The 22,337-nt window shown below is 42.6% G+C and carries 16 protein-coding genes, 1 tRNA gene and 2 pseudogenes; 6 read left to right on the top strand and 13 right to left on the bottom strand.

Features of this window, described 5'->3' with window-relative positions:
* Positions 1 to 36: 36 nt before the first annotated feature.
* Positions 37 to 1,224 carry a DUF418 domain-containing protein gene (locus CI960_RS22605; protein ID WP_005859863.1) on the bottom strand — a complete coding sequence of 396 codons (1,188 nt, stop codon included), beginning with the start codon at positions 1,222 to 1,224 and terminating at the stop codon, positions 37 to 39.
* Positions 1,225 to 1,229: 5 nt separating this feature from the next.
* On the bottom strand, positions 1,230 to 2,189 hold the full coding sequence (locus CI960_RS22600) for a nitrilase family protein (RefSeq protein ID WP_005859864.1): 960 nt from the start codon (positions 2,187 to 2,189) through the stop codon (positions 1,230 to 1,232).
* A 95-nt stretch (positions 2,190 to 2,284) separates the two neighbouring features.
* Here CI960_RS22600 and CI960_RS22595 point away from each other — a divergent pair, with 95 nt between their 5' ends.
* The gene (locus tag CI960_RS22595) at positions 2,285 to 2,794 is read left to right on the top strand and encodes a GNAT family N-acetyltransferase (RefSeq protein ID WP_094582598.1); all 510 of its coding nucleotides are present in this window, start codon (positions 2,285 to 2,287) and stop codon (positions 2,792 to 2,794) included.
* Positions 2,791 to 3,414: a chloramphenicol acetyltransferase gene (locus CI960_RS22590; RefSeq protein WP_005859866.1), complete on the top strand. Its 624-nt coding sequence runs from the start codon at positions 2,791 to 2,793 to the stop codon at positions 3,412 to 3,414. Before CI960_RS22595 ends, CI960_RS22590 begins: the two co-directional genes overlap by 4 nt.
* 4 nt (positions 3,415 to 3,418) lie before the next feature.
* Here the strand turns inward: CI960_RS22590 and CI960_RS22585 are convergent, their stop codons facing one another.
* Positions 3,419 to 6,544: an ATP-binding protein gene (locus CI960_RS22585; protein WP_005859867.1), complete on the bottom strand. Its 3,126-nt coding sequence runs from the start codon at positions 6,542 to 6,544 to the stop codon at positions 3,419 to 3,421.
* Between the two features lie 341 nt (positions 6,545 to 6,885).
* On the opposite strand from CI960_RS22585, the gene CI960_RS22580 reads away from it, so the two are divergent.
* Positions 6,886 to 7,146 (top strand): DUF6582 domain-containing protein, encoded by a 261-nt coding sequence (locus CI960_RS22580; protein WP_005859868.1) that lies wholly within the window; start codon positions 6,886 to 6,888, stop codon positions 7,144 to 7,146.
* Between the two features lie 68 nt (positions 7,147 to 7,214).
* Here the strand turns inward: CI960_RS22580 and CI960_RS22575 are convergent, their stop codons facing one another.
* Entirely contained in the window at positions 7,215 to 8,363 is a 1,149-nt protein-coding gene (locus tag CI960_RS22575; RefSeq protein ID WP_036629096.1) for an acyltransferase, read from the bottom strand.
* A 340-nt stretch (positions 8,364 to 8,703) separates the two neighbouring features.
* The gene (locus CI960_RS22570) at positions 8,704 to 11,757 is read right to left on the bottom strand and encodes a DUF6383 domain-containing protein (protein ID WP_005859870.1); all 3,054 of its coding nucleotides are present in this window, start codon (positions 11,755 to 11,757) and stop codon (positions 8,704 to 8,706) included.
* Between the two features lie 1,839 nt (positions 11,758 to 13,596).
* On the opposite strand from CI960_RS22570, the pseudogene CI960_RS22560 reads away from it, so the two are divergent.
* Positions 13,597 to 14,181 (top strand): annotated as a pseudogene (locus tag CI960_RS22560) (tyrosine-type recombinase/integrase); the annotation flags it as partial.
* Between the two features lie 73 nt (positions 14,182 to 14,254).
* Complete coding sequence (locus CI960_RS22555; protein WP_005859874.1) at positions 14,255 to 15,268, top strand: YhcG family protein; 1,014 nt, start codon at positions 14,255 to 14,257, stop codon at positions 15,266 to 15,268.
* A 61-nt stretch (positions 15,269 to 15,329) separates the two neighbouring features.
* Here the strand turns inward: CI960_RS22555 and CI960_RS22550 are convergent, their stop codons facing one another.
* The 4 genes and pseudogenes from CI960_RS22550 to CI960_RS22535 all read right to left on the bottom strand — a co-directional run bounded on the left by CI960_RS22550 (position 15,330) and on the right by CI960_RS22535 (position 17,310).
* On the bottom strand, positions 15,330 to 16,130 hold the full coding sequence (locus CI960_RS22550; protein WP_036629098.1) for a GNAT family N-acetyltransferase: 801 nt from the start codon (positions 16,128 to 16,130) through the stop codon (positions 15,330 to 15,332).
* A gap of 77 nt (positions 16,131 to 16,207) precedes the next feature.
* A pseudogene (locus tag CI960_RS22545) lies at positions 16,208 to 16,393 on the bottom strand (methyltransferase); the annotation flags it as partial.
* Positions 16,394 to 16,423: 30 nt separating this feature from the next.
* Positions 16,424 to 17,101, bottom strand: a complete 678-nt coding sequence (locus tag CI960_RS22540) for a GNAT family N-acetyltransferase (RefSeq protein ID WP_036629099.1) — start codon at positions 17,099 to 17,101, stop codon at positions 16,424 to 16,426.
* A 125-nt stretch (positions 17,102 to 17,226) separates the two neighbouring features.
* Positions 17,227 to 17,310 (bottom strand) — tRNA-Leu (locus CI960_RS22535).
* A gap of 203 nt (positions 17,311 to 17,513) precedes the next feature.
* On the opposite strand from CI960_RS22535, the gene CI960_RS22530 reads away from it, so the two are divergent.
* Positions 17,514 to 18,596, top strand: coding sequence for a mannose-1-phosphate guanylyltransferase (locus tag CI960_RS22530; protein WP_005859880.1), 1,083 nt, complete (start codon positions 17,514 to 17,516; stop codon positions 18,594 to 18,596).
* Between the two features lie 44 nt (positions 18,597 to 18,640).
* On the opposite strand, the gene CI960_RS22525 is transcribed toward CI960_RS22530, so the two are convergent.
* The 4 genes from CI960_RS22525 to pyk are packed head-to-tail and all read right to left on the bottom strand — an operon-like array spanning position 18,641 to position 22,328.
* Positions 18,641 to 19,870 carry an FtsX-like permease family protein gene (locus tag CI960_RS22525; RefSeq protein ID WP_008772970.1) on the bottom strand — a complete coding sequence of 410 codons (1,230 nt, stop codon included), beginning with the start codon at positions 19,868 to 19,870 and terminating at the stop codon, positions 18,641 to 18,643.
* Positions 19,871 to 19,881: 11 nt separating this feature from the next.
* Complete coding sequence (gene rbfA / locus CI960_RS22520) at positions 19,882 to 20,217, bottom strand: 30S ribosome-binding factor RbfA (protein ID WP_005859883.1); 336 nt, start codon at positions 20,215 to 20,217, stop codon at positions 19,882 to 19,884.
* Between the two features lie 12 nt (positions 20,218 to 20,229).
* Complete coding sequence (locus tag CI960_RS22515; RefSeq protein WP_005859885.1) at positions 20,230 to 20,865, bottom strand: O-methyltransferase; 636 nt, start codon at positions 20,863 to 20,865, stop codon at positions 20,230 to 20,232.
* 5 nt (positions 20,866 to 20,870) lie between these two features.
* Positions 20,871 to 22,328, bottom strand: a complete 1,458-nt coding sequence (gene pyk, locus CI960_RS22510; RefSeq protein ID WP_005859887.1) for a pyruvate kinase — start codon at positions 22,326 to 22,328, stop codon at positions 20,871 to 20,873.
* Between the last annotated feature and the right edge of the window lie 9 nt (positions 22,329 to 22,337).

Here is a 22,337-nt window from a genome sequence, read left to right as displayed (position 1 = left end):
TCTGCCTTGCCATAGATTAGGCTCTCTTACATATTTCTACTTAGAACCTAACCACGTCCACTTATGCCAAATACCTTCCAACGGCCCATGTTTATGTCTTTCTGCCCACCATTTACAGAAGCGTACTTGCAAGAAGAAAAAGACGATACCGATGAACATACTGACCGTATAACCGCAGTAAGGAGCCAAATTCAAGCCGATCGGGAAATAGATCAACGCACCGAAAAAGGATTGCGACACGTAATTCGTCAAACTCATCTTCCCATACGAGCGCAAGACGGAAGTGAAACGCCTAAAGCCCTCCCATTGGTACAGTAACACGAAAGAGGCGACCAATACAAACGTGAAAGCGAATTTCTGCCACATATCAAGGACGACCCCGGCTGTCTGACGCACGATAGCGCTATCCGCCGTATCCATCAACAATACTTTCAGTTGGTATAAAGGACCGAAAGCAATTGCGGTAATTATCAAAGTCTTTATCCAAAAACGGGAATTCTCCTCCGAGGAGATAAATAGCTTCCTGCGCCCGATCAACATTCCCAGCATAAACAACCCGCAGGTCTGTACATACCGGCCGGCACCAACGGCCCAGAGTAAACTAGCCTTTTGTCCCAACGTCACGTTCTGCCAGATGAAATTCCATAAATCGCCCCGCTTCGTATGCTCCGCCATTTCAGCGTACATCGCTCCTACCCCTAAATTAGGTAATTGATAATCCGGATTAAACAGGCTAGCGATATAATGATACCACTCTACCGGCTGTAATAAAAAGATAACAGCCGTTATCAAGACAGCCTTATCGCTCCATTTACGCACGATAAACAAAACAACGCCCACGATCGCATACAGCAACAGCACATCGCCTGCCGGATAGAAAGCGGCGTTCAGCGTAGCAAAGAGCGTCAGCAACAACATCCGCCAAAGAAAACGGTAACCGAAGTCCTTCCCCTTCGCCTGCTGGTTCGAATACTGTATATAAAAGGTAAAGCCGAATAACAACGCGAAGATGGAATACGATTTACCGGCGAACAAGCCAAATACCACCGTAAACACACCCTCATTCAATACGTTCAGCCATCCCGGAAGCGTAGCCGGGTCCGGATAGACCGGATAGATAAAATGTTCCACATGATGCACTAATAAGATGGCCAAGACAGCGAAACCACGTAGCGCATCCACCACCTCTACACGAGGCGGCTTAGAGATTGTCGTTTGTTGCATATTATTTATTTGTTATTTGTTGTTTCTGTTAACCATGCTACCTTTTGATCGGATTCATGCGGTTGGCCAATGATATCCGCATAAAGTTCCGGACGACGGGCATTTCGGTAACGATATCCTCCGGCCTGTCTCAATTTCTCGGGGATAGCCGTAGCGATCACGAAATCATCCCCCAGCTTACGGCATTCCGCCAATATATCGCCGAAAGGATCCAGAATCATCGAGCAACCGTTCTTGATCTCATTATAATCACGCCCGATCGGATTGGAGAATACCACATATACCGCATTGTCGTACGCCCTAGCGGGAAGCCATTTCATAAGCCAAGCACGTCCCTTCAGGCCATCGAACTCCTGTCGCAAGGAAGTCGGATCGTTTGCCCGGTTCTCCCACAACACAGGATCTATCAAACCAGCCCCGGGGCGAGGGGAAGGGGTACACATTGTCACGTGAGGCATGAAAATGATATCCGCCCCTAATAAGGCCGTGGCACGGACATTCTCTATGATATTATTATCGTAGCAAATCAATATGCCACATTTCCATCCCTTGATCTCAAAAACCACATATTGATCGCCCGGCAAGATATTCGGATTAATAAACGGATGCAGCTTGCGGTACTTTGCCTTCAAGCCATTGCTATCCACGCAAACTTGCGCTTTATAGATACGATCCCCATCCCGCTCAAAGAATCCGGCCAGCAACGTGACACCAAACTCTTTGGCGATGGCGATCAAGGCTTGCGTACTCTCCCCCGTGGGGATCGGTTCGGCAATAGCCAACAATTCCTCGCGAGACAAGTCCTTGGCAAACGTATATCCACAAACCGAGCATTCGTGAAAAGCCACTACATCCGCTCCCTCTACCGACGCTTTCCGGCACATCTCCCGGATGACAGAAAGATTATACACTTTATCGTTATCCCGTGTCTCGAACTGCACGGTGGCGATTTTCAATGGTTTCATGATATTTTGATTTAATTGGTTTATATATTTTTCGACTAGATTCGCAAAGATAACAATAATATACTACTTTTGCGGGATAACTTTTTCTACCGATCATGAATATCAGACAAACACGACAAGAAGATCTGGCCGAGGTAATGGCTATGTACGATTATGCACGCAGATTCATGCAAGAACATGGCAACGGCAATCAATGGATCAATGGATATCCTTCCGAGGAATTGATCTCCAACGAGATCAAGGCCAGCCATAGTTTCGTATGCGAAAATGAGCAGGGCGAGTTAGTGGGGACCTTTTGTTACATCGAGGGAATCGACCCTACTTACCTAAAGATCTATGAAGGCGAATGGCTGAACGATGAGCCTTATGCCGTGATCCATCGCATGGCCTCCAACGGTAAACAGAAGGGGATCTCCACCGAATGCTTGAAATGGGCGTTCGCTCATTACGATAATATCCGTATCGACACGCACCGGGATAATATCGTCATGCAGAATTTATTGAAAAAGCATGGGTTCAAGCAATGCGGTATCATTTACATCTCTAATGGCACGGAACGCATCGCTTTCCACAAAATAGTAAATGCAACAAATAAAGAATCATGAAACATCCTATTGACCTAGAACATTGGAACCGGAAAGAGCATTTCCTGTTTTTCGGTTCCATGGACGACCCTTTCTTTGGGCTGACCACCCAGATAGACGTGACCTCCATCTATAAAGAGGCGAAAGCGGATCATGCCTCTTTTTTCCTCTATTCCTTACATAAGATTATGACAGCCGTTAATGAGGTGGGAGAGTTCCGGTACCGGATCATCGACAACATCCCTGTCTGCTTTGACCGAATCCACGTGGGAACAACGATCGGGCGGGAAGACGGAACATTCGGCTTCGGCTTCATCGAATATACACCGGACAGGCAACTGTTCCTTCAAAACGCACAGAAAGAGATCGAACGTGTGCAAGCTCTCACCGGCCTTTGCAAAGATAGGGAATCAGACCGGCAAGACTTAGTCCGTTTCTCCCCGGTTCCATGGATCGCCTTCACGGAGATGAAACACGCTTCCTCTTTCCGTACAGGTGATTCTGCCACCCGCATCTCCACCGGAAAGCTGATCGAGCAGAACGGGCATCGGATGCTCCCTATCTCCGTAACGGCTCATCATGGCTTGATGGACGGCAGACATGTATCGATCCTCTTAGATCGTATAGCGGATAAAGGTTAAAGACTTAGATAACAAACACCCTCGCCCTTAGAAGATCGACCATTTGCTTTTTAAGGGCAGAGGCATTCAATGGCTTAGAGGCATAAGCATCGAATCCGCTATTCATGACCTGTTCCTCGTCCGACGCGAAAGCATAGGCGGTAACGGCAATGATGGGAATGACTTCGGAGAGCTTACGGATTTCCTTGGTCGCCTCATATCCGTTCATTTCCGGCATATTGATATCCATTAATACGATATGAGGCTCATATTCCTTAAACAGCTCCACCGCCTCCTTTCCGTTCCAAGCGTGTACGATTGTGTAATCATTCTTCAGTATAGTCTCGAAAAGCTTGAAATTGCCGGCGTTATCTTCAGCGATAAGTACCGTCAACTTATCTTTCTCAACCTTTATCTTCTCAAAAATGACATCCTCCCTCACAGGTTTCTCCGGCGCTTTGTAGGGGAAGGTAAACCAAAACGTACTACCCTTCCCGATCTCAGACTCAACGCCCATCTCTCCCCCTAGATGATCGACAATCATCCGGCAGATAGAAAGTCCCAAACCAGTTCCTTGGGCGAAAGAATCCAACTTCACGAATCGGTCAAATATCGCTTCTTGTTGTTCAACGGAGATCCCCCGGCCGGTATCAGAGACATAGAAGCGCAGCATCTTTTTATTTAGGCAAGAATAACCGTAGCTTATAGAGCCTTGGTCCGTAAATTTAATGGCGTTAGTCAAAAGGTTGATGATAACTTGCATCAACCGATTCTTAGCGATAGATACATAACAATCTTTCTCCTTACGCTCAAACACCAGACGGACATTTTCATTTACGACCCTTTTACTCATGGAACGTTCCAGATCGGACAATAAGGTATTGACATCCACGTCCGAATACACGAACTCCAAGGTCCCAGCCTCTATCTTAGACAAATCCAAGATATCGTTTATCAATTGGAGTAGCAACGCGTTATTATTCTCAATGATCTCGGCATATTCCTGTTTTTCCTCCAACACGTCTGTCTCGGCAAGGATATTGGAGAAACCTACGATAGCATTCAGCGGCGTACGTATCTCATGGCTCATATTAGCCAAGAAGGCCGATTTAAGGCGATTGGACTCCTCCGCCTTGTTTTTCGCCTCCAGTAATTCTCGCTCAACCTCTTTCCGGTCGGAAATGATCAAGGAAGAACCAACCAACGTGAGAGGTTTCCCGTTCTCATCCTTTTTCTCCACGGCGGCGCAAGCTTCCACCCACTCCAGCCCGTGCAATCCTTTATTCGGATTATAGATCCGGTATTCCTCCTTTATCTTATTCACCTTACCGAGGATAAGTGACTCATAAGCCTTCCTTACCTTTTCGCGGTCTTCCTTATAGATCTTGGAGAAATACTCGGTATCGGGAACCGTCAGCTGGTTCTCGTCAAATAGTCCGGAGAAATTCACGTTCACTGCCTTATTCACGTCACAAAGAATCGTATGCTGAACCAAGTCCCACTTCCAAGGAGTGACATTCGCCACGTCCAACGACATGGACAGTTTCTGGTTCACGGTGCGGAGCACTTGCTGCGTCTTCGCTAATTCCGAAACATCAACCATAAAAATATCCACACAACCCGGGGTATTCGCTGATATGATCAAAACATTGAAGTAACAGTCTGTCGGCTTGTAGTAATATTGTGTATTTATTTTTTTATTTTCCGAGAAAATAAGATGACAAACTTTTAAATACCGCGACATTTGCAACGGATGAATTTCCGAGCCTTTTTTCCCTATATAAGATTTGTCACACTTCAATAAAGCCTCCAATGCCGGATTTAGCTCTAAAATAACATAATCAGTGGGATACTCTTTTTCATCGAATAGGATACGTTGTTTCATATAGCAAATAGGCATACTATTGACCAATCTGCTATAATTTCGCATAAACATTATCTCTTTCTCCTGATACAATCGAATCCTATTCAATGACCGGATCCTCATGAACACAACAAAAGCAATAAATAAAAGAACACCGATCCCTGCGTTAACATAATCGCCATATTGTTCCCAAAACGTAGGAGGTCTCATATAGAATATCGTATCCGCAGGATAACCTGACGAAAACATCCCCCTATTTACCAAGACCGGATAGTTTAATACTGGATGGGGCTGATACGGAGTTATAATGGTATTGAATACTTCATTTCTCAAAAGTCCGTTAATCGTGTTAATAAGGGTATTGGAAATATTCGACGCAGGGAAGAAAAATCCTCCCGCCATACCATTCTCCACAATATCCATATCATTCAAGGTAAAGACAGGCAGATCCGTATACGAACTGATCATGCGGTAGGTATCCGAACTTAACACCTCTTTATTACCTTGTGTATGTAACAATATCCATGAGTAATATAATATGCCTGTCTGTTTGTCCGCATTTTGCAGAATATCTATCAATTCATCAGTCTGTATATCACCGGCAGTGACCAGTTCCAATTTGACATCCGGGAAATTATTGGTTATGGCTTTATGTATGGAATTCTGGTTTTGCGCACTAATATACCGCTTATCAGAAAGAAATAAAAGTCGACGCATATCCGGATTCGCTTGCTTCATAAGGGAAACTGTCTCCATGATATATTCCGGCACATAAATAATTGTCAATTCTCTCTCGGTCTCGACAATATCCGATAAGTTCTGTCGTTCTGGTTCAGGACAAGCTTTTTTGGAAAGATAATATTCCCGGGGAGCTAGATAGTCCTTCTCTACGCAAACCAAATAAGATAACTCCCCACCCCATTTCTCGTTGAGCCTGTCTTTTAACAAAGCGTATGAGCTATTACCTAGCAAAATGATTAATTTAGGGGCCTTCTTATATTTGTCCAATAAATATAAGGTAAAATCTTCCACGTCCTTCTCATTTTTCATCAGCATCACATCCATATGCTCCGTATAGGCATCAATATCCTCATTACCCGCTACCATACGTTCATAGATCGGAGTCGTAAAAATACGGCTCCAAGGCGTGGATTCCGTATAAGAATTAATAATAAGGATATAGTCCGCCTGTCCGTTATTTGATAGAGCCAAGCACTGGGATGAGATAAGTATCAACAAAATTGTTAGCAAAAAGATAGATTTATGGTAACCACCCTTTAATATCATGACCTCTTATTTATTTATACTACAAATCAAGAAAATGAGTCAAGCTTTATGCATATTACCCGGCTCTAATAAAGATCGTTCAAAGATACATAATAAATATTAACTACTACAGGATTAGGCACATAAATTACGCTACTATCCGTGAAATAGCTTTTCTATCGATCGATGAATTAAGCTTTCACTTACATCGAACCGGAATAACCATTCGATGTTTTCCTTATGAATCAGATCCATTAAATAAACATTAATTCTTTCCCAACACTTTTTAGCGAGAAGTTTTTGTTCCGATCGAAACGTTCTATGAACAGGACGAACGAACGGATCATTAAAAAATTATCACGATGGAAAGAGAAAGAGAACAAGGTTCTGACCGGCTTGACACGGAGGAACGCAAAGAGTTGAACGACTCTGATTTCGGATTACCCGAAGAACGGAAATATCCTATGCCTGACGCCACACACGTACGGGCGGCCGAATCCTATTTTCGATACGCTACCGATCAGCAAAAGCCGGAATTAGCTCATAATATCTTGAGAAAAGCCAAAGAGTTCGGGGTTGATGTCGAAAGTCCGACAATCTTAGAATGGGCAAATCGCTACTAATACCCATTCTGATCCGCTTATTCACCGATACACCGTATGTGTTGGGTGGCACATACGGTTATGGCAGGTTATTTACGTACCTGTAAAAAGCGCTTTGTCAAATATCTGCGAACCGGCTCGTCATAAAGTTTCAAACTAATGTAAGCCAATACTATACTTCCGATCACTAATGCCAACGCTTCCGGCCATGCTTCCGCAAATGTAAGGTTCTCCTTCTTCACCCACCCAAAATACAAGTATATAAGTGGATAATGTACCATATACAAAGGATAAGAGATATCTCCCAAGAATTTACAGATACGGGCGGAATGCTTATCGGTTGTTTTCCCGGAAGCCCCCAGATAAACAAGCATAGGGAATATTAGGATCGCACATACGGAATCATAGATACCGTTCATCCATAAAGCCTCGCCATTACCGACATATGGCATGGAGAGTAAAACGACGATCGCCAAGCTGCATATCCAAAAAGCTCCTTTGACAGGAATGGGCTTAAAAACGCGCGACATTAATAATCCGATAGAGAAAGAAAATAACACACGCAAGAAACCACCGATCAGATTGTATTCTTCCATCGTCCACCCCACACCCAGATGGCCCGCACCGGAAAAATTGAATATAGCGAACGAAGCCAATCCGATTCCCGCCAACACGACAAGCGCCGTAAGCGCCTTCGTTGACATCCGGCGAATAAACAACGCATACATAATATTCCCGATATACTCAAAGAACAAAGACCAACTAGGCCCATTCAAGGGATACATCTCTCCATTCCCGCGGATCTCAGGCCCGGAGCCGGGTACAGCCGGTATCAAAAAAAGGTTGATAAGCAAAGCTAGCATCACCATGGATATGGAGACCTGCGTACCATCCCACTTCTCACACCCTTGTATACAAAACGCGATAACTCCCAAAACAGCTCCAAGGACAACCATCGGATGCAAACGGATCAATCGACGTTTGATAAAATCCTTTGTCGTCATGGTTTTCCACCGGTCATCATAGGCATAACCAATCACGAATCCCGATAGGATAAAAAAGAAATCAACGGCTAAATACCCGTGATTAAATCGTTGGTCGATAGGACTCGTCGCAAAGGCTTCGAATACATGATAAAATATAACCATTAGCGCGGCGACACCTCTCAATCCATCAAGAAGGTCATAATGAGGTTTTGTGTCCGCAAATGCGGCCGCTGAGATTTTTGAGTTTGACATTAATTGTTTGAGCTTATTTTTGATATTACTATTACTTCTAATTTTCGCAAAATTACAAAAAGGCCCCATCATTCACGTTATTAGACAGTTCTTTTTTCATTAGTTACACATAAATAAGGTCGCAAAATACGAAGTCCCCAGCAAAGCTTACGCCTGCCGGAGACTTGTTTCTTTATCCGTACTCCATCCTCACGGAGGTACTTACGGACCTCTTAATTTATTACTTTAGTATTAATATTAATCCAACTCCCACCTGTTCATCCGTCACGGATTACTTGGGATCGAAACCCTCACGGGAATTGTTGATTATCTTATTTCATTATTCCTTTATTGAATATCCTTATTTTACAGCTACTTTCACTGTCTCGTTACCTACCGTTACGAATACTACACCAGCAGGGGCGGCGATAGTAGCGTTGTCGGAAGTAAGAACTGTCTCAGCAACTGTCTGGCCTAATACAGTACGAACGTAAGCAGTCTCGCCTGCGGCACCTTGGATAGTTACGACACCGTTACCGGCTACAACTACGATAGAGGATTCTTTTGCGTCGATAGATTCGTTGGCTGTCGGGACTTCTGTGCCGAGAGTGAATACCATTGCTTTTTCTTGATTTGTTGTTAGACCTAACATACCATTCAAAGCATATACATAAGCCGTCTTATAAACATCCCCTTCTTTGATCTTTCTTTGAGAAGAAACGAAATATTCGCCATCGCCCTCCGCAAGTGTGATATTAAATTTGAACGCATCCAATCGATCTGTTGATTTCACGCTCTTGTCATCGTTAAGCTCCTTAACAACCTTAACGGTCTCACCTTTCACGGTAGTAGTGATTGTATCAACACCCGTAAGGATAGCCGGGCGGAAGATAACCTTCGTCTCAGACTTGCCTGAACCTTCCAAATAATATTTCTCGTCCGTATATTGTTGCGCAGAACCTTCAACGAAATAATGCAAAGAATCTGTCGGATTGAACATGAACATTCTCTCAGCCGGTTTTTCCTCACCTTCAGCCACCTCAATACCCTTAGAGATATAGAATGACGGAGTCTTAGCCTTGCTATCCGCTGTATCCAACCAGAAGATCATGCTTTCAGCGGACAAGATGCCCTCGTTGAAGCCATTCTTATTCAACTGATAGTTGATAGAACCTAACATGTTGTCGAAAGAAGCGTGACGAGGCTTAGCGGCCAATGACGGGTTGAACGGATTAGCGTCCAAAACCTCAACGTTAGCGTAAGTCTTATTAATATCATCAGCAGATTGGTAACGATTGGCCGCATAAGTAATAGCCATAGAAGTAGTATTTACGCTAGCCATTTTTGCACTACTACCAGTTGAGCCATCATAGCTAAGCTTACCGTCTGTTACAGCGCTCACCGCAACTAAAGAATAACCACCAGCGGCATTCTTAACAACAGCGAACTCTGTAGCGGCATCAGCAGCCTTATCTCTAGACGCGGCATCGCCAAGATATTTAGCATCATCACCTTTAGCCTCCGTATAACGCAAGACATAAGTCGGAACAACCAATGTATCGCCATCAGCCTTCATGACAACCTCTCCCTTATCATTCAAATAAGCGAAAGCATTTGTGCTTATCACATAATCCTCAACACCTTGCAGAGATTTAGTAGAATGATCTTTCGCTCCCTTTATTCTTTCCGGATAAAGAACGATTAAATTCTCCTCTTTGGTTGAAGCCTTCATTGTTTTAGTAGCATTGTCATCAATAGCGTAAAGAGCTTTCTCTCCAAATAACGCGTCCTTACCATTGAATGTCATCTTAAAGCCTTCTGCGATCTGAGTATCCGTGAATACCTTATATCCGTCCGTACGAGTCGTAGCGATCGTGTTGAACTTAACGGAAGTATTGTTTGCTAAAGCTAACGCTGTTGTTACACCCTTATTTGCGGCGATTGTTACATCAGTGCCGTTGTACTTAGCGTTAACTACCTTATAGCCACCTTCAGCACCATTAGGTTGTAAACGTAATACTAAATCATCACCAGTCTCACGGTTTGTCAATGTAAATTCATATTTGCCGTTGAAGCCAGAAACGATCCATTGTGATACCGGCATAGTGAAATCTACGCTATTATAAGCGGCGACACTTAAGCTTGAACCATCAGCAGGATCTATTGTCAAATACTTATGGTACTCAGTTTGTGAATCAGCCTCATCATTCTCACTCTTGGTTGAGCTAGTGAAGTAGATATTAACCACATTCTCAATGTTCTTCTTCAACAATACTGAAGCGTCAAGGTAAGAGTTTTCACCTAGTTGAGGATGGATAGCGGAATATTTCGTTCCTGACATTAAAACAGAAGTAACATAAGTTTTCGTATCAGAAACAGATGGCTTAACAGCAGCTACGTAAACCTTCGTCGCAGCTGTTGTTTGATCTTTTTTCTTGTAATCAACAGTCAACGTCAATTTACCATCCTCATTCAATACGTCTTTCGCCGTAATCGTAAAGTTTGCGTTAGAGCAAGAGTCAGCGTTGGCCGTAGCAACCGATCCCTTCATCCAATACAAAGCATATCCCTCATTGTCTTGCTTACCATTGATGTCATAACGATTAGAGGGATCTAAAGCTAAGAATGTAATTTCTTGAGCCGCTGTCAAGATTGCGTCATTATCTGGAGTCTCTGCATTTACCGCACTAACAAATGCCTTAACTTTCTTCGAATCACCTTTCACGAAATAAGTACCGGCAGCCAACTTATTCTCATCAGAAGGTTGAGTTGCCACAACCTCATCCGTAAATGATACGGGAACAACCTTATCAAACAAATTTCCAACCAGTTCATTCGTTGTATAATCGAATGACAATGTTGTGCCATTTGAATTATAGTCATTCAAATAAGCGGCATCAATACCCTCTGAGCAAGAGAATGCTTTCAAGCCATTCTTTACTTCTTTTGTAGGTACAGTTACTGTATACAAACCTGAGAATTTCAACTTGCCCTCTGATACAGCGAACTTAGCATTCAACTCAGAAAGATTGTTGCCGGTAGCGGCAGTCAACGCATTACCGTCTTTATCGGTAACTACCTGATAAGCCACACCACCAACATTAGCCCACAACTCAAAAGAGTTAGATGAATAATTACGGATAGTAAATACGACTCCTGTAGTCACATCACCGTTAGCATCACCAAAAGAAATAACCTTCTTTTTGTCCTTCGTCGTAAGAACATCTGTAACCTTCAACAACGTATTCTCAGACGCACCTAGATAAAAGCTCATTCCATTAGCAAGAGCCGTCTTATTCTCGCTATAGGAAATTACGGTCTTAGTCGTAAGATCAGTAGCGGCATACGCAGCATTAAAAGCAGGTCCACCTAGCAGTAAACCAGCTGTTAACAAGGTAAAAATCCTTTTGTTCATAAATTCAAAATTTAATATTAATAATAGTGTTAATTAAAGTCCATCCCGTCGTTTAGCACCCTTGTTTTACCCGAAAACGACTAGTCTAAACGATCGTCTAGATCTTGCGTTTTTTAAGGGGGTAAAAAGAATGGTTCGTGAAAGGAATCGGCAGTTTCGTAACGGATAGCCTATTTGATTGATAAGAAAGAGGATAAGGGGTAAAAAAAATAGCTCAGAAGGGTTGCAAGTATCGAAGAAACGCGTACCTTTGCAAATGACTAAAAGAATCGATCGTTTAAACTAGTCGTTTATATCCCATAAAAGATTGTCAAGCATCAAGGTTTTTAACTATATATAATGTACAGGCGTACATTAAAATAATGTAAACCTATCAAAGCATAAGATCTGAATCAAGCTTCCTCTTTGACACAAAAGTACTGATAGTACCGCTAGCTTCGGGTTATAGGTATTTTATAGGTTCACCCGATAATCATTGGGGGTATCTTCAGGCTCATCTATATTTCAGCCGGCAGCCTAAGACAAGTCGACCTACAGAAATATAGAAGTCGGCCAACAGATGAGATCATGGGATAACCATTGCCATATAAATCGCTGTCTTATATCCTGTTAATCAACAGGCCAACTCACTTGAGAAAGGTTTCCCAAGTGAATAACTAACCACTTCCAGACTCGTAAGCTTACAGCTACCCCCAGCCGTAAGTTATTCACTTGACAAGCCGTAAGTTATTCACCTGACAAGGCATAAATTATACATTAAGCGTCTCTCCCCCGATGGTTATCGGGAAATGGCAGAGGAACTATAGATACAAGTGGCCCATTTGTCTTTTTGACAACTTGTAATCTGAAGTCCCGGAGAAACGATTATTCCGTACCCAAGTGCGTCTCGCTTCCAAATTCGAGAGAAAAAAACAGCAATTCTCTGTTTGATAGCTATTTGCTAAAAAACGGCCTTTCGTTCCAGCCGAAATAATTCACCCTAGTTCATGTTTTACGGTCGTTAGGCGGTAATAATGCCCAACGCTACCGTATGTGAGGGCCGATGCCTATATATGTGTAGGCTTACGCCACTATATGTGTAGCTTGACGCGGCTATATGCGTGGGTTGACACTGCTATATGTGTGAGTTGATACAGCCATATGTGTAGGTTGATACGTATATATTCGTTAAAAAGCGACGCTTATCGTGTTAAAAAGCGGTTGTGGCAGCTTGTTCGCGCTCCCCGTTTACGCTCGTTGGCTTTTATAGCCAGAGAGCCGTGTCGTGAAAAAGAAGGTATTTCAATCAAAAAGATACCATTCATCGCATTAAGCTGACATCCGAGATTCTTGTTTTATTCCTTTGAATTAAGTCTGTCCCCAATAAATATCGGGTGAGCGTTTACTTGATTAATATTGGTAATATATGAACGATGAATCTGCAGAAAAATATCTTGAGGCAACGATTCGTCAGCAACCACGTCACTGGCTCATAGACAAAAAACGAAACGGCAGACATCTCCGCCGTCCCGCCCAAAAGAGATAGCCTTATCTCTGTTTGTACACATGTCAAGGTTGGTTGTTTACTGATATCAGGGCCTATATAAACCCTGTTTTTCATATCGTGCGTAAACATAAGACTTTTTTTCGACAAAAGAGCTGATTCCTTCTTCTTTTTGGGAATACATGTTCTAAACATGCCACACTACCTCTTGGCTACTAGCGTGAGCTTCTATTATAGAGGAACTATGAAAAAGCATTTTACATCAAAACATAAAGCTAAATCCTTTCTTCTGCGAAGCATTGAACCGTTCAATCTCCAAAGAAAGGGATTTCTTTAACTGATTAGCCATAAATATTAAGAAAGACCTGCGTATGATGCAAATTGCCTTCAGTCGTTTTAAGGATTTTCTGAAAGAACAGTAGCCATTATATGAATGTAACATCAAGCCCGAACTTATTACTAAAGATATGATGGTTCTGTTTGTAGACTATTTGCAATCCCGTAGCGTTGGCGAGGGAGCAAAAAGTATCTATCAGCGTTTCAAGAAAGTGATACGCTATGCCATCGAACACGATGTGATACTGAAAGACCTTACATATAAGAATGTAGACTACTCAAACAAGCTATTGAAGTTTGAACAGAATAAGACCAAAGGGCATTCTTCTGCTAGTGGAGTAGTCATTCCTTTGAATGACGGTTTGGTCTCTATTATTGGTGAACCTCTTGCGGATGGCAACAAAGATGTGCTTATATTTAATCTACCATCCTATGAAAGCTGCTGTAAATCAGTGAAGCGTTGGGTGAAAAGAGCCGGAATAGACAAGCACATAAGCTGGCATTGCGGCCGTCACTCATTTGCAGTGAATATCCTTAACAATGGTGCTAATATTAAAACAGTAGCCAGTTTGCTCGGACATAGCGGGCTGAAACATACGGAGAAGTGCCATTCAAGACACGCTGCAAGCACAAGCAGCACACTCTGTAAACCTTGCACTAACTTCCCGTAACTGGCTTATGGGCTGTTATATCGTGGAATTTGAACAAAACGGAGAAGACCGTGCAGCCTATGGTGAGCAACTCTTGAAGAAGCTGGAAAAACGACTGAATACCAAAGGGCTTAACGAACGTAGATTCCGGGATTTCAGACGTTTATATCTTGTGTATCCACAGTTGAAAGATGAGGTTCTTCACTACGTTATGTCAGGTTCGAAAATTCGGCACACACCGTCTGCCGAATTCATTGCACCAATTCGGCACACACCATCCGCCAAATTGCAACTAACTGATAGACAAAACAATGCATTGACGCTATCACCTAAAAAGGTCTTTAACAAGTTACCCTATTCTCATTTAAAAAGTATATCTCAATTAGACAATCCGACTAAACGTGCTTTTTATGAATTCGAAGCAATTAGGGGATGCTGGTCTTTTAGAGAACTGGAACGTCAAATCAACTCATTATATTATGAGCGTAGCGGACTATCCAAAAACAAAGAAGCACTTTCAGCATTAGTACAACAACAAACCACACAACTACAGCCTGCGGATGTAATAAATACTCCCTTGACCTTAGAGTTCTTAGGGTTAAATGAACGGGCATTAGTTACAGAGAATGATTTAGAGCAAGCCATCCTTGATAATTTACAAAAGTTCCTTCTGGAAATGGGACACGGCTTCTGCTTTGAAGCTCGCCAAAAACGCATACTGATAGATGAAGATTACTTCTTTGCTGACCTCGTTTTCTATCACCGCATATTGAAATGCCATGTCATAGTGGATTTAAAAATTGACAAATTCCACCATGAATATGCATCCCAACTGAATATGTATCTAAACTACTTCAAAGCAGAAGTAATGCAGCCCGATGATAATCCACCAATCGGTATTTTGCTTTGTACTGAAAAAGGAGATACTTTAGTTCGTTATGCCACAGCAGGATTAGACCCAAATATTTTTGTACAAAAGTATAAAATCCAGTTGCCCAGTGAGGAAGAATTCAAGAGATTTCTTTCAAAGGAGATAGGCTAACAACTTTCAATAAAAACAAAGGTTTAGTTCATTTTAGATATACAAGAGAAATGGACTAAACTTAATCTGTAACCTTTTCATTATAAAACCTCAAAAATTCCATTTCACCCACCTGCTTTAAAAATTTCTGATTTTCAATAAAGTCTTGTCCATACTTTAACCAACGTTTTGTAAAACCTTTGAACTTAGTACAAGGAAATAGATGACATTGGTAGCAGTGTGTTATTCCTTTCTCAACGCAACACAGGTAAAATGTTCTACATTTTTCACAGCGGGTTTTGTTTTCCTCTGCTCCCTGACAAATTTTTTCATCTCGTGTGTAGCTTGGACAACCGCCACAGAACACACCACAAGCAGGAATACGACCATGATATGGTTTTATTACAGATAAGGTTTTTGCCATCCAAAAATTAGTCAAATTCAATTTATTTGCCTGTCGTTTTTGTTCCTTCTTCACCACGTATTTTTGCTTCTCAAAGAATGGACGAGCAGTTAGACTCACTTCTGATGTGATTTGTATAATACCTTTTGTAATAGCATATCGTTCTATTTCTTCCAAAAGCATAGTTGCAATGCCTTTGCCTTGAAAGTCTGCGTGAATGAACATAGAGTACAGATAGCCTTGCGGCGTAATGGATGAAAAACCTACAATCTGAGACAGTTGATTAACAGCCACAATAAAATAGTGAGTCTTTATCATTTCCTCTATATTGGAAAGATCATCTCCGCATGATGCCCAATCTTCAACTTCATCCTGTGAATAATCACGCCTGTTTACTACAAGCACGGTATTCTTATACAAATCTCTCAGTTCAGCACTATCAGATTGTTGCGCTATTCTGATTTTAAAGTCCATTTTCATCTTTGGTTTTGTATCTTTTCGTATAATACCTTATTATCATTAAGGGTTAAAACATATATCTGTTTTTCCGAATTTTCGTTGTATCCATCTTTGGCAATGGGGATCGTAAGTCTGCCTGTACCACAGCACAGTTCAAGTATTTCAGCCTCCTTATTTTTCGGTAGCCACTTTTTGTAGAATTGCAAATCAGATAGAAAGGTATTTAATCCATCATATATATTTGCATCATAAATCAACTCACCAACCTTGTAACCTATATTCATTTATATTCTCCAATATTCATTGTTTCATGTTTATATACCAAACTTATTTCTATTCTCTTTCGTGTCCGGATGGGATAGTGCGTTTATGTCAGCCCTACTGATACATTCATTAAATTGCAAGGCAATAATTCGGGGGTCTATCATTATCTCTTCTTTGCTATATTTATCATTATTACCCCATTCGGTTTTAAGCTGCGCATAAATTATATCATCTACCCAATCCCCACGCAAATAATAGCTCTCCTTAAAGTGAGCTTCCTTTCTGAACCCCAATCGCTCTATTAACTGGATAGAAGCTGTATTTCTCGGATCGACTGAGGCTATAATCCGATGTTTATCGAGCGTTCCAAAAAGATAATCAACTATTGCTTTCAATGCTTCTGTAGCATAACCTTTTTTCTGATAATCTTTATGTAGTGTACATCCAAGTTCAGCCTGCATATTGTTGTGATTGGTAAAGCTAATTCCCATATCACCAATTAACCTGTTTTCATCTGCAAGAATAATGGTAAACTGAAAACATATATTGGCAATATCCATTGTCGCCGGCATATTGCTAATATAATCACGGACTTCTTCAACTGAATCAGGAAACCATCCCTGATACTTATTTTCCGCAAAGTCAGAACGGTAAGAAAAAATGCTTTCTGCATCTTCCGGTTCAGCAAGCCGTATGATTAATCTTTCTGTTTTAATGGGATATTTCACCTTGTTGTTTATAAATTCATGAGTTGAGCAAAGATACAAAAATTGTCTAGCCGTGGATAGTCCTGCCGAATAATTACATACAAAAAAAGCTTGACTGATTACTCAATCAAGCTTTTCAACTTCAGTACCCAGAGCCGGGATCGAACCGGCATGGAAGTGAATCCACTGGTGTTTGAGACCAGCGCGTCTACCAATTCCGCCATCTGGGCATTTTTGATTAACCTTTTAGCTTTAGTAGTAGGTTTGTTTCTCAAATGCGTTGCAAAGGTACAGCTTTTTTTTAAACCCGCAAGCGTTTGGGTAAAAATTTTCAAATATTTTTTTCACAGTGGGAATATGTATGGGATTGTTTCGCATAGAAAGATTATTTCGTTACATTTGTAAACGTATAATCATAATAACAGCCAATATCATGAAAGATAATTATTGCGTCATCATGGGAGGCGGGATCGGTAGCCGTTTCTGGCCTTTCAGTAGAGAAAGTTACCCAAAGCAATTCCTTGATTTTTTTGGAAGCGGACGGTCTTTACTGCAAATGACATTTGATCGCTTCGCAAAAATCATCCCTACTGAAAATATATACATCGTTACCAACGAATCTTATGCGGACTTAATCAAGGAGCAGTTGCCGGAATTAGCGGAAGAACAAATACTTTTGGAACCGGCTCGTCGCAATACGGCTCCTTGTATCGCTTATGCGGCTTATCATATTAAGGCATGCAATCCGGAAGCCAATATTGTCGTAGCCCCTTCCGACCATCTGATCTTAAAAGAGGATGTTTTCTTGAGGGACGTTCAAAAGGCGTTGGATTTCGTGAAGAGAAACCGTGCGTTGGTCACTTTGGGCATCAAGCCTAGCCGCCCGGAAACAGGATACGGATATATCCAAAGCAGTGATACGGTAGTAGATGATTTCACCAAGGTGAAGACCTTTACTGAAAAACCGGACCTCGAGTTGGCAAAGGTATTTATGGAAAGTGGAGAATTCTTCTGGAATTCTGGCTTGTTCGTCTGGAACGTGAATACGATCTTGGAAGCGTTCTCTAAATATCTCCCGGATATCAGCAGCCGTTTCGATCTAGGTAAGGATAAATTTAATACCTCGGAAGAAAAAGCGTTCATCCAAGAGAATTTCCCTTATTGCCTAAATATATCCATCGACTACGGTATCATGGAGAAAGCGCACAACGTATATATGCTATGTGTAGATTTCGGTTGGGCTGACCTCGGTAGCTGGGGATCTTTGTTCGACCTAGCGAATAAAGACGAAAATGAGAACGCAGTATTGAAAAATAACGAGGCAATGCTATACGAATGCTCCGGCAATGTGATCGCATTAAATAACCCGAAACGTCTAGCCGTTATCCAAGGGCTAAAAGATTGCATCGTGGCCGAGTCTGGAAACGTATTATTGATTTGTAAGAAGGATGACGAACAACGTATCAAACAATTCGTAGCCGACGCTAAAATCAAATACGGAAAAGAATACAACTAATTAAGAATTGAGAATTGAGAATTATCGGCAAGCGGTATTCATTCTCAATTCTCAATTTTCAACTTCTTAGCAAGATATCGTACAGGATACCACGCAGCTAAAAAGCCTATCGTTAATACCGTCACAAAGACTGTTATTATATCGACCGGGACTACACGTACCGGATAAGCCTCTATAATAAACGCTCCGGCAGCTTCCCCTAGTTTTATAAAGCCAAACTCTTGTTGTAGCAAGCAAAGCACAACCCCGATCAAGACTCCGATCAAAGCTCCAAAACCGGAGATCATCCAGCCTTCAAACAAGAAAATCCGACGGATCAGACTGTCGTCAGCCCCCATATTACGCAGTGTGCTCACATCCTCCTGTTTCTCGATCATCAACATGGATAAAGAACCCACCACGTTGAATAAGGCGATCGCCAATATAAAAGTAAGGATCAAGAAGGTCATCCATTTCTCGACTTGCATCATCTTGAAAGAAGCCTCTTGTTGCTCAAAACGGTCTTGCACGATATATTGATCACCTAGGATACGTTGAATCTCTTTCTTTACCGGAGCGATATCCCCGCTATCTTTCACCTTCAATTCCACCGCTGTCACTTCTTTATCATAATTAAATAAAGAACGGGCCAATGACAAAGGCACGATCATATATGAATCATCGTAAACCTGTTGGTCCGTACGAAAGACAGCACCGATATAAGCATATTCCAAATTGAAAGAAGAAGCCGGATTCGCCATGTTCACCTTCTCCTCCCGCTTCGGAGCGTAGATCTCCAGCGGAGAGACAAAGCCTGCGTTTATTCCTAGCGAGAAAGCCAATCCGATCCCCATATTCGCGTAATTCGCCACCTCGTCATTCAGAAGGAACTTTCCATCGATCAAGATACTATCGATCTGCGCCAGTTTCTCATATTGCTCGTCTACACCTTTCAAGGTAGCTACACCCTGACGATCTCGATAACGGACCAAGGCATTGTCCTGCAATACCTCACTAAAACAAACAATGCCGGGCAATTCCCGCACCTTACGTATCTCTTCCGAGGTCGGGTCGAAAACCTTCCCTTTCCGAGGCATGATCTTCAACTCCGGATCAAAATTGCTGAACAGAGAAGAGACCAAATCGTTGAAACCATTATAGACCGACAAGGCGCATACTAAGGCGATCGTGGCGACAACAACCCCGCATACCGATACCATCGATATGATATTTATGGCATTGTGCGACTTCTTCGAAAAGAGATATCGCCGGGCTATATAGAACGGAAGATTCAAGGCTCCTCTGATTACTTATGCAAAAGATTGTCGATATTCTCGATATAATCCAATGAATCGTCTATAAAGAAGCTCAATTCAGGAATCTTACGAACCTGCAAACGAATACGTTGCCCCAAATCAAAACGGATCGCTTTCGTATTGCTCCGTATAGCCTCCAATAGCTCTTGCGATTTATCCGACGGGAAAATGCTTAAATAAGCTCTCGCCACACTTAAATCCGGACTTACACGAACTACGCTGACAGAGACCAATACGCCATGCATTCCTTGCGTCTGCTTCTGAAATATATCACTCAACTCCTTCTGAAGAAGGCGTTCGATCTTTTGTAATCTAGTACTTTCCATACGCTTTATTATTTACTTTTTCCAGATCATCGTCAAGCCGTCACGTAAAGGGAGGATCACCTTCTCTACCCGATCGTCTTGCTTAACCTTTTCATTAAAAACCAGTATTCCCTTCGTTTGTTTATCGGAAGGATGCACTTCTTCTACCACTTTACCGTCCCAAAGCGTATTATCCGCGAGAATCAAGCCGCCCGGACGGACCATCGGGAATACCAAATCATAATACTCGGAATACAGGCGTTTGTCGGCATCGATAAAAACCATATCGAACGTCTCATCCAAACGGGGGATAATCTCCATCGCATCCCCAAAATGGACTTTTATCTTGTCCTTATGTAGCGAGCGGGAAAGATATTTCATGATAAAATCCTCCATCTCGTCATTGATCTCAATCGTATGGATCAACGCCCCCTCTTCCATGCCTTCCGCCATACACAAAGTGGCATAAGACGTATAAGTCCCGATCTCCAAGACTCTTCTCGGACGAATCATCCGGCAAAACATCTTCAATATCCTACCCTGCAAATGCCCGGATAGCATACGCGGACGGAGAAGGTTCACATTGGCGTCGCGATTCAGCGCCGACAGCAAATCCCCTTCTTCATCTATATGAGAAAGAATATACGCATCAATCTCGCCCGTAAACATTCCTCTTACTCTTTAAAAGTAGGCAACTGATATTGCGTGCCGGCATCCAGCACCTTTCCTACGTTGTTAATCTCCAAAAAGCTGGTACCGCCACCTTCGCCGAAGCTACCGCTCAAATACGCTACCATATCGTTGCGAGTGATACGTCCGCTATGGATCAGCTGGTTCAACGCATCATAGAAATATCCCCTACGACTGTCGTTGTACGGCTGATGAACCGCCCATACCCCATAAGAAAGACCCAACATACGCATCACACGAGGATTATAGCATATAGCGAACACAGTAGAGGTTCCGCGGAAAGCGGCCAGATAACGTGCCGTACGACCCGTATAACTATCCGTGATAATCGCCTTCACATGTAATTTAGAAGAAGACTTAACGGCTTGTTTCGCCAAGAAAGAAGTCACGTCTAAATCATTCCCCTCGATCGGCACACGGATATCATTCGCGGAAAGCTTGGTCTTCTCGGCTTCACGAGCCACTTTCGTCATGGTCTGTACCGCCTCGATCGGATATTTTCCATAAGCCGTCTCACCGCTTAACATCAAAGCATCCGTACGATAATAAATAGCGTTGGCGATATCCGTAACCTCGGCACGAGTAGGACGAGGATTATTAATCATGGAATGAAGCATTTGCGTAGCCACGATAACCGGCTTCTTCACCTCCACGCATTTACGGATCAGCATACGCTGGATACCCGGGATCTTCTCGGCCGGAACCTCGATACCCAAGTCACCACGAGCGATCATAACGCCATAAGCCACTTCCAAAATCTCCTCGATATTGTCTACACCCTCTTGATTCTCGATCTTAGCGATAATCTTGATAGGGCTGTTACGCTCGTCCAAGATACGTTGGATATCCAATACGTCCTGTTTGTTGCGAACAAATGAGTGAGCGATAAAATCGAGATCATGATCGATCGCCCAAAGGATATTATTACGGTCTTTCTCAGTCAACGAAGGCAAATTGATACGTACGCCCGGCACATTCACGCTCTTGCGGCTACCTAGCGTAGCGTCATTCTGGATCTCGCAAAGCAAACAATCGCCGGATTTCCCGGTAACCTTCATTTCCAGATCACCATCATCGATAAGGATGTCGCTGCCAATCGCCAAGTCGTTCACGAAATTCTTATATGACACACAAATACAATCATGCGAAGTTTCCTGATCGGGATTACCGATTACCTTCACGATCTCTCCAGTCTTGAAAGGGATCGGTTCCTTGTTTACCGTCGTCGTGGTACGTACTTCCGGCCCCTTTGTATCCATCAAGATACCGATACGGTCGGATACTGTACGGACGTTATTTACCACACGGGTCAACCCCTCTTCCATCATGTGAGCCGTATTCAGGCGCACCACATTCATTCCCGCTTTATATAACGCCTCAACGAACGCAACGTCGCAGCGCTGGTCGGAAACTGTAGCAACAATCTTCGTATGCTTTAACATATACCTTAA

This window comes from Parabacteroides sp. CT06, assembly GCF_002257605.1.
GTDB classification, from domain to species: domain Bacteria; phylum Bacteroidota; class Bacteroidia; order Bacteroidales; family Tannerellaceae; genus Parabacteroides; species Parabacteroides distasonis.
Note: the sequence above shows the minus strand (reverse complement) of the source record. Positions and strands in the feature narration are given on the sequence as shown.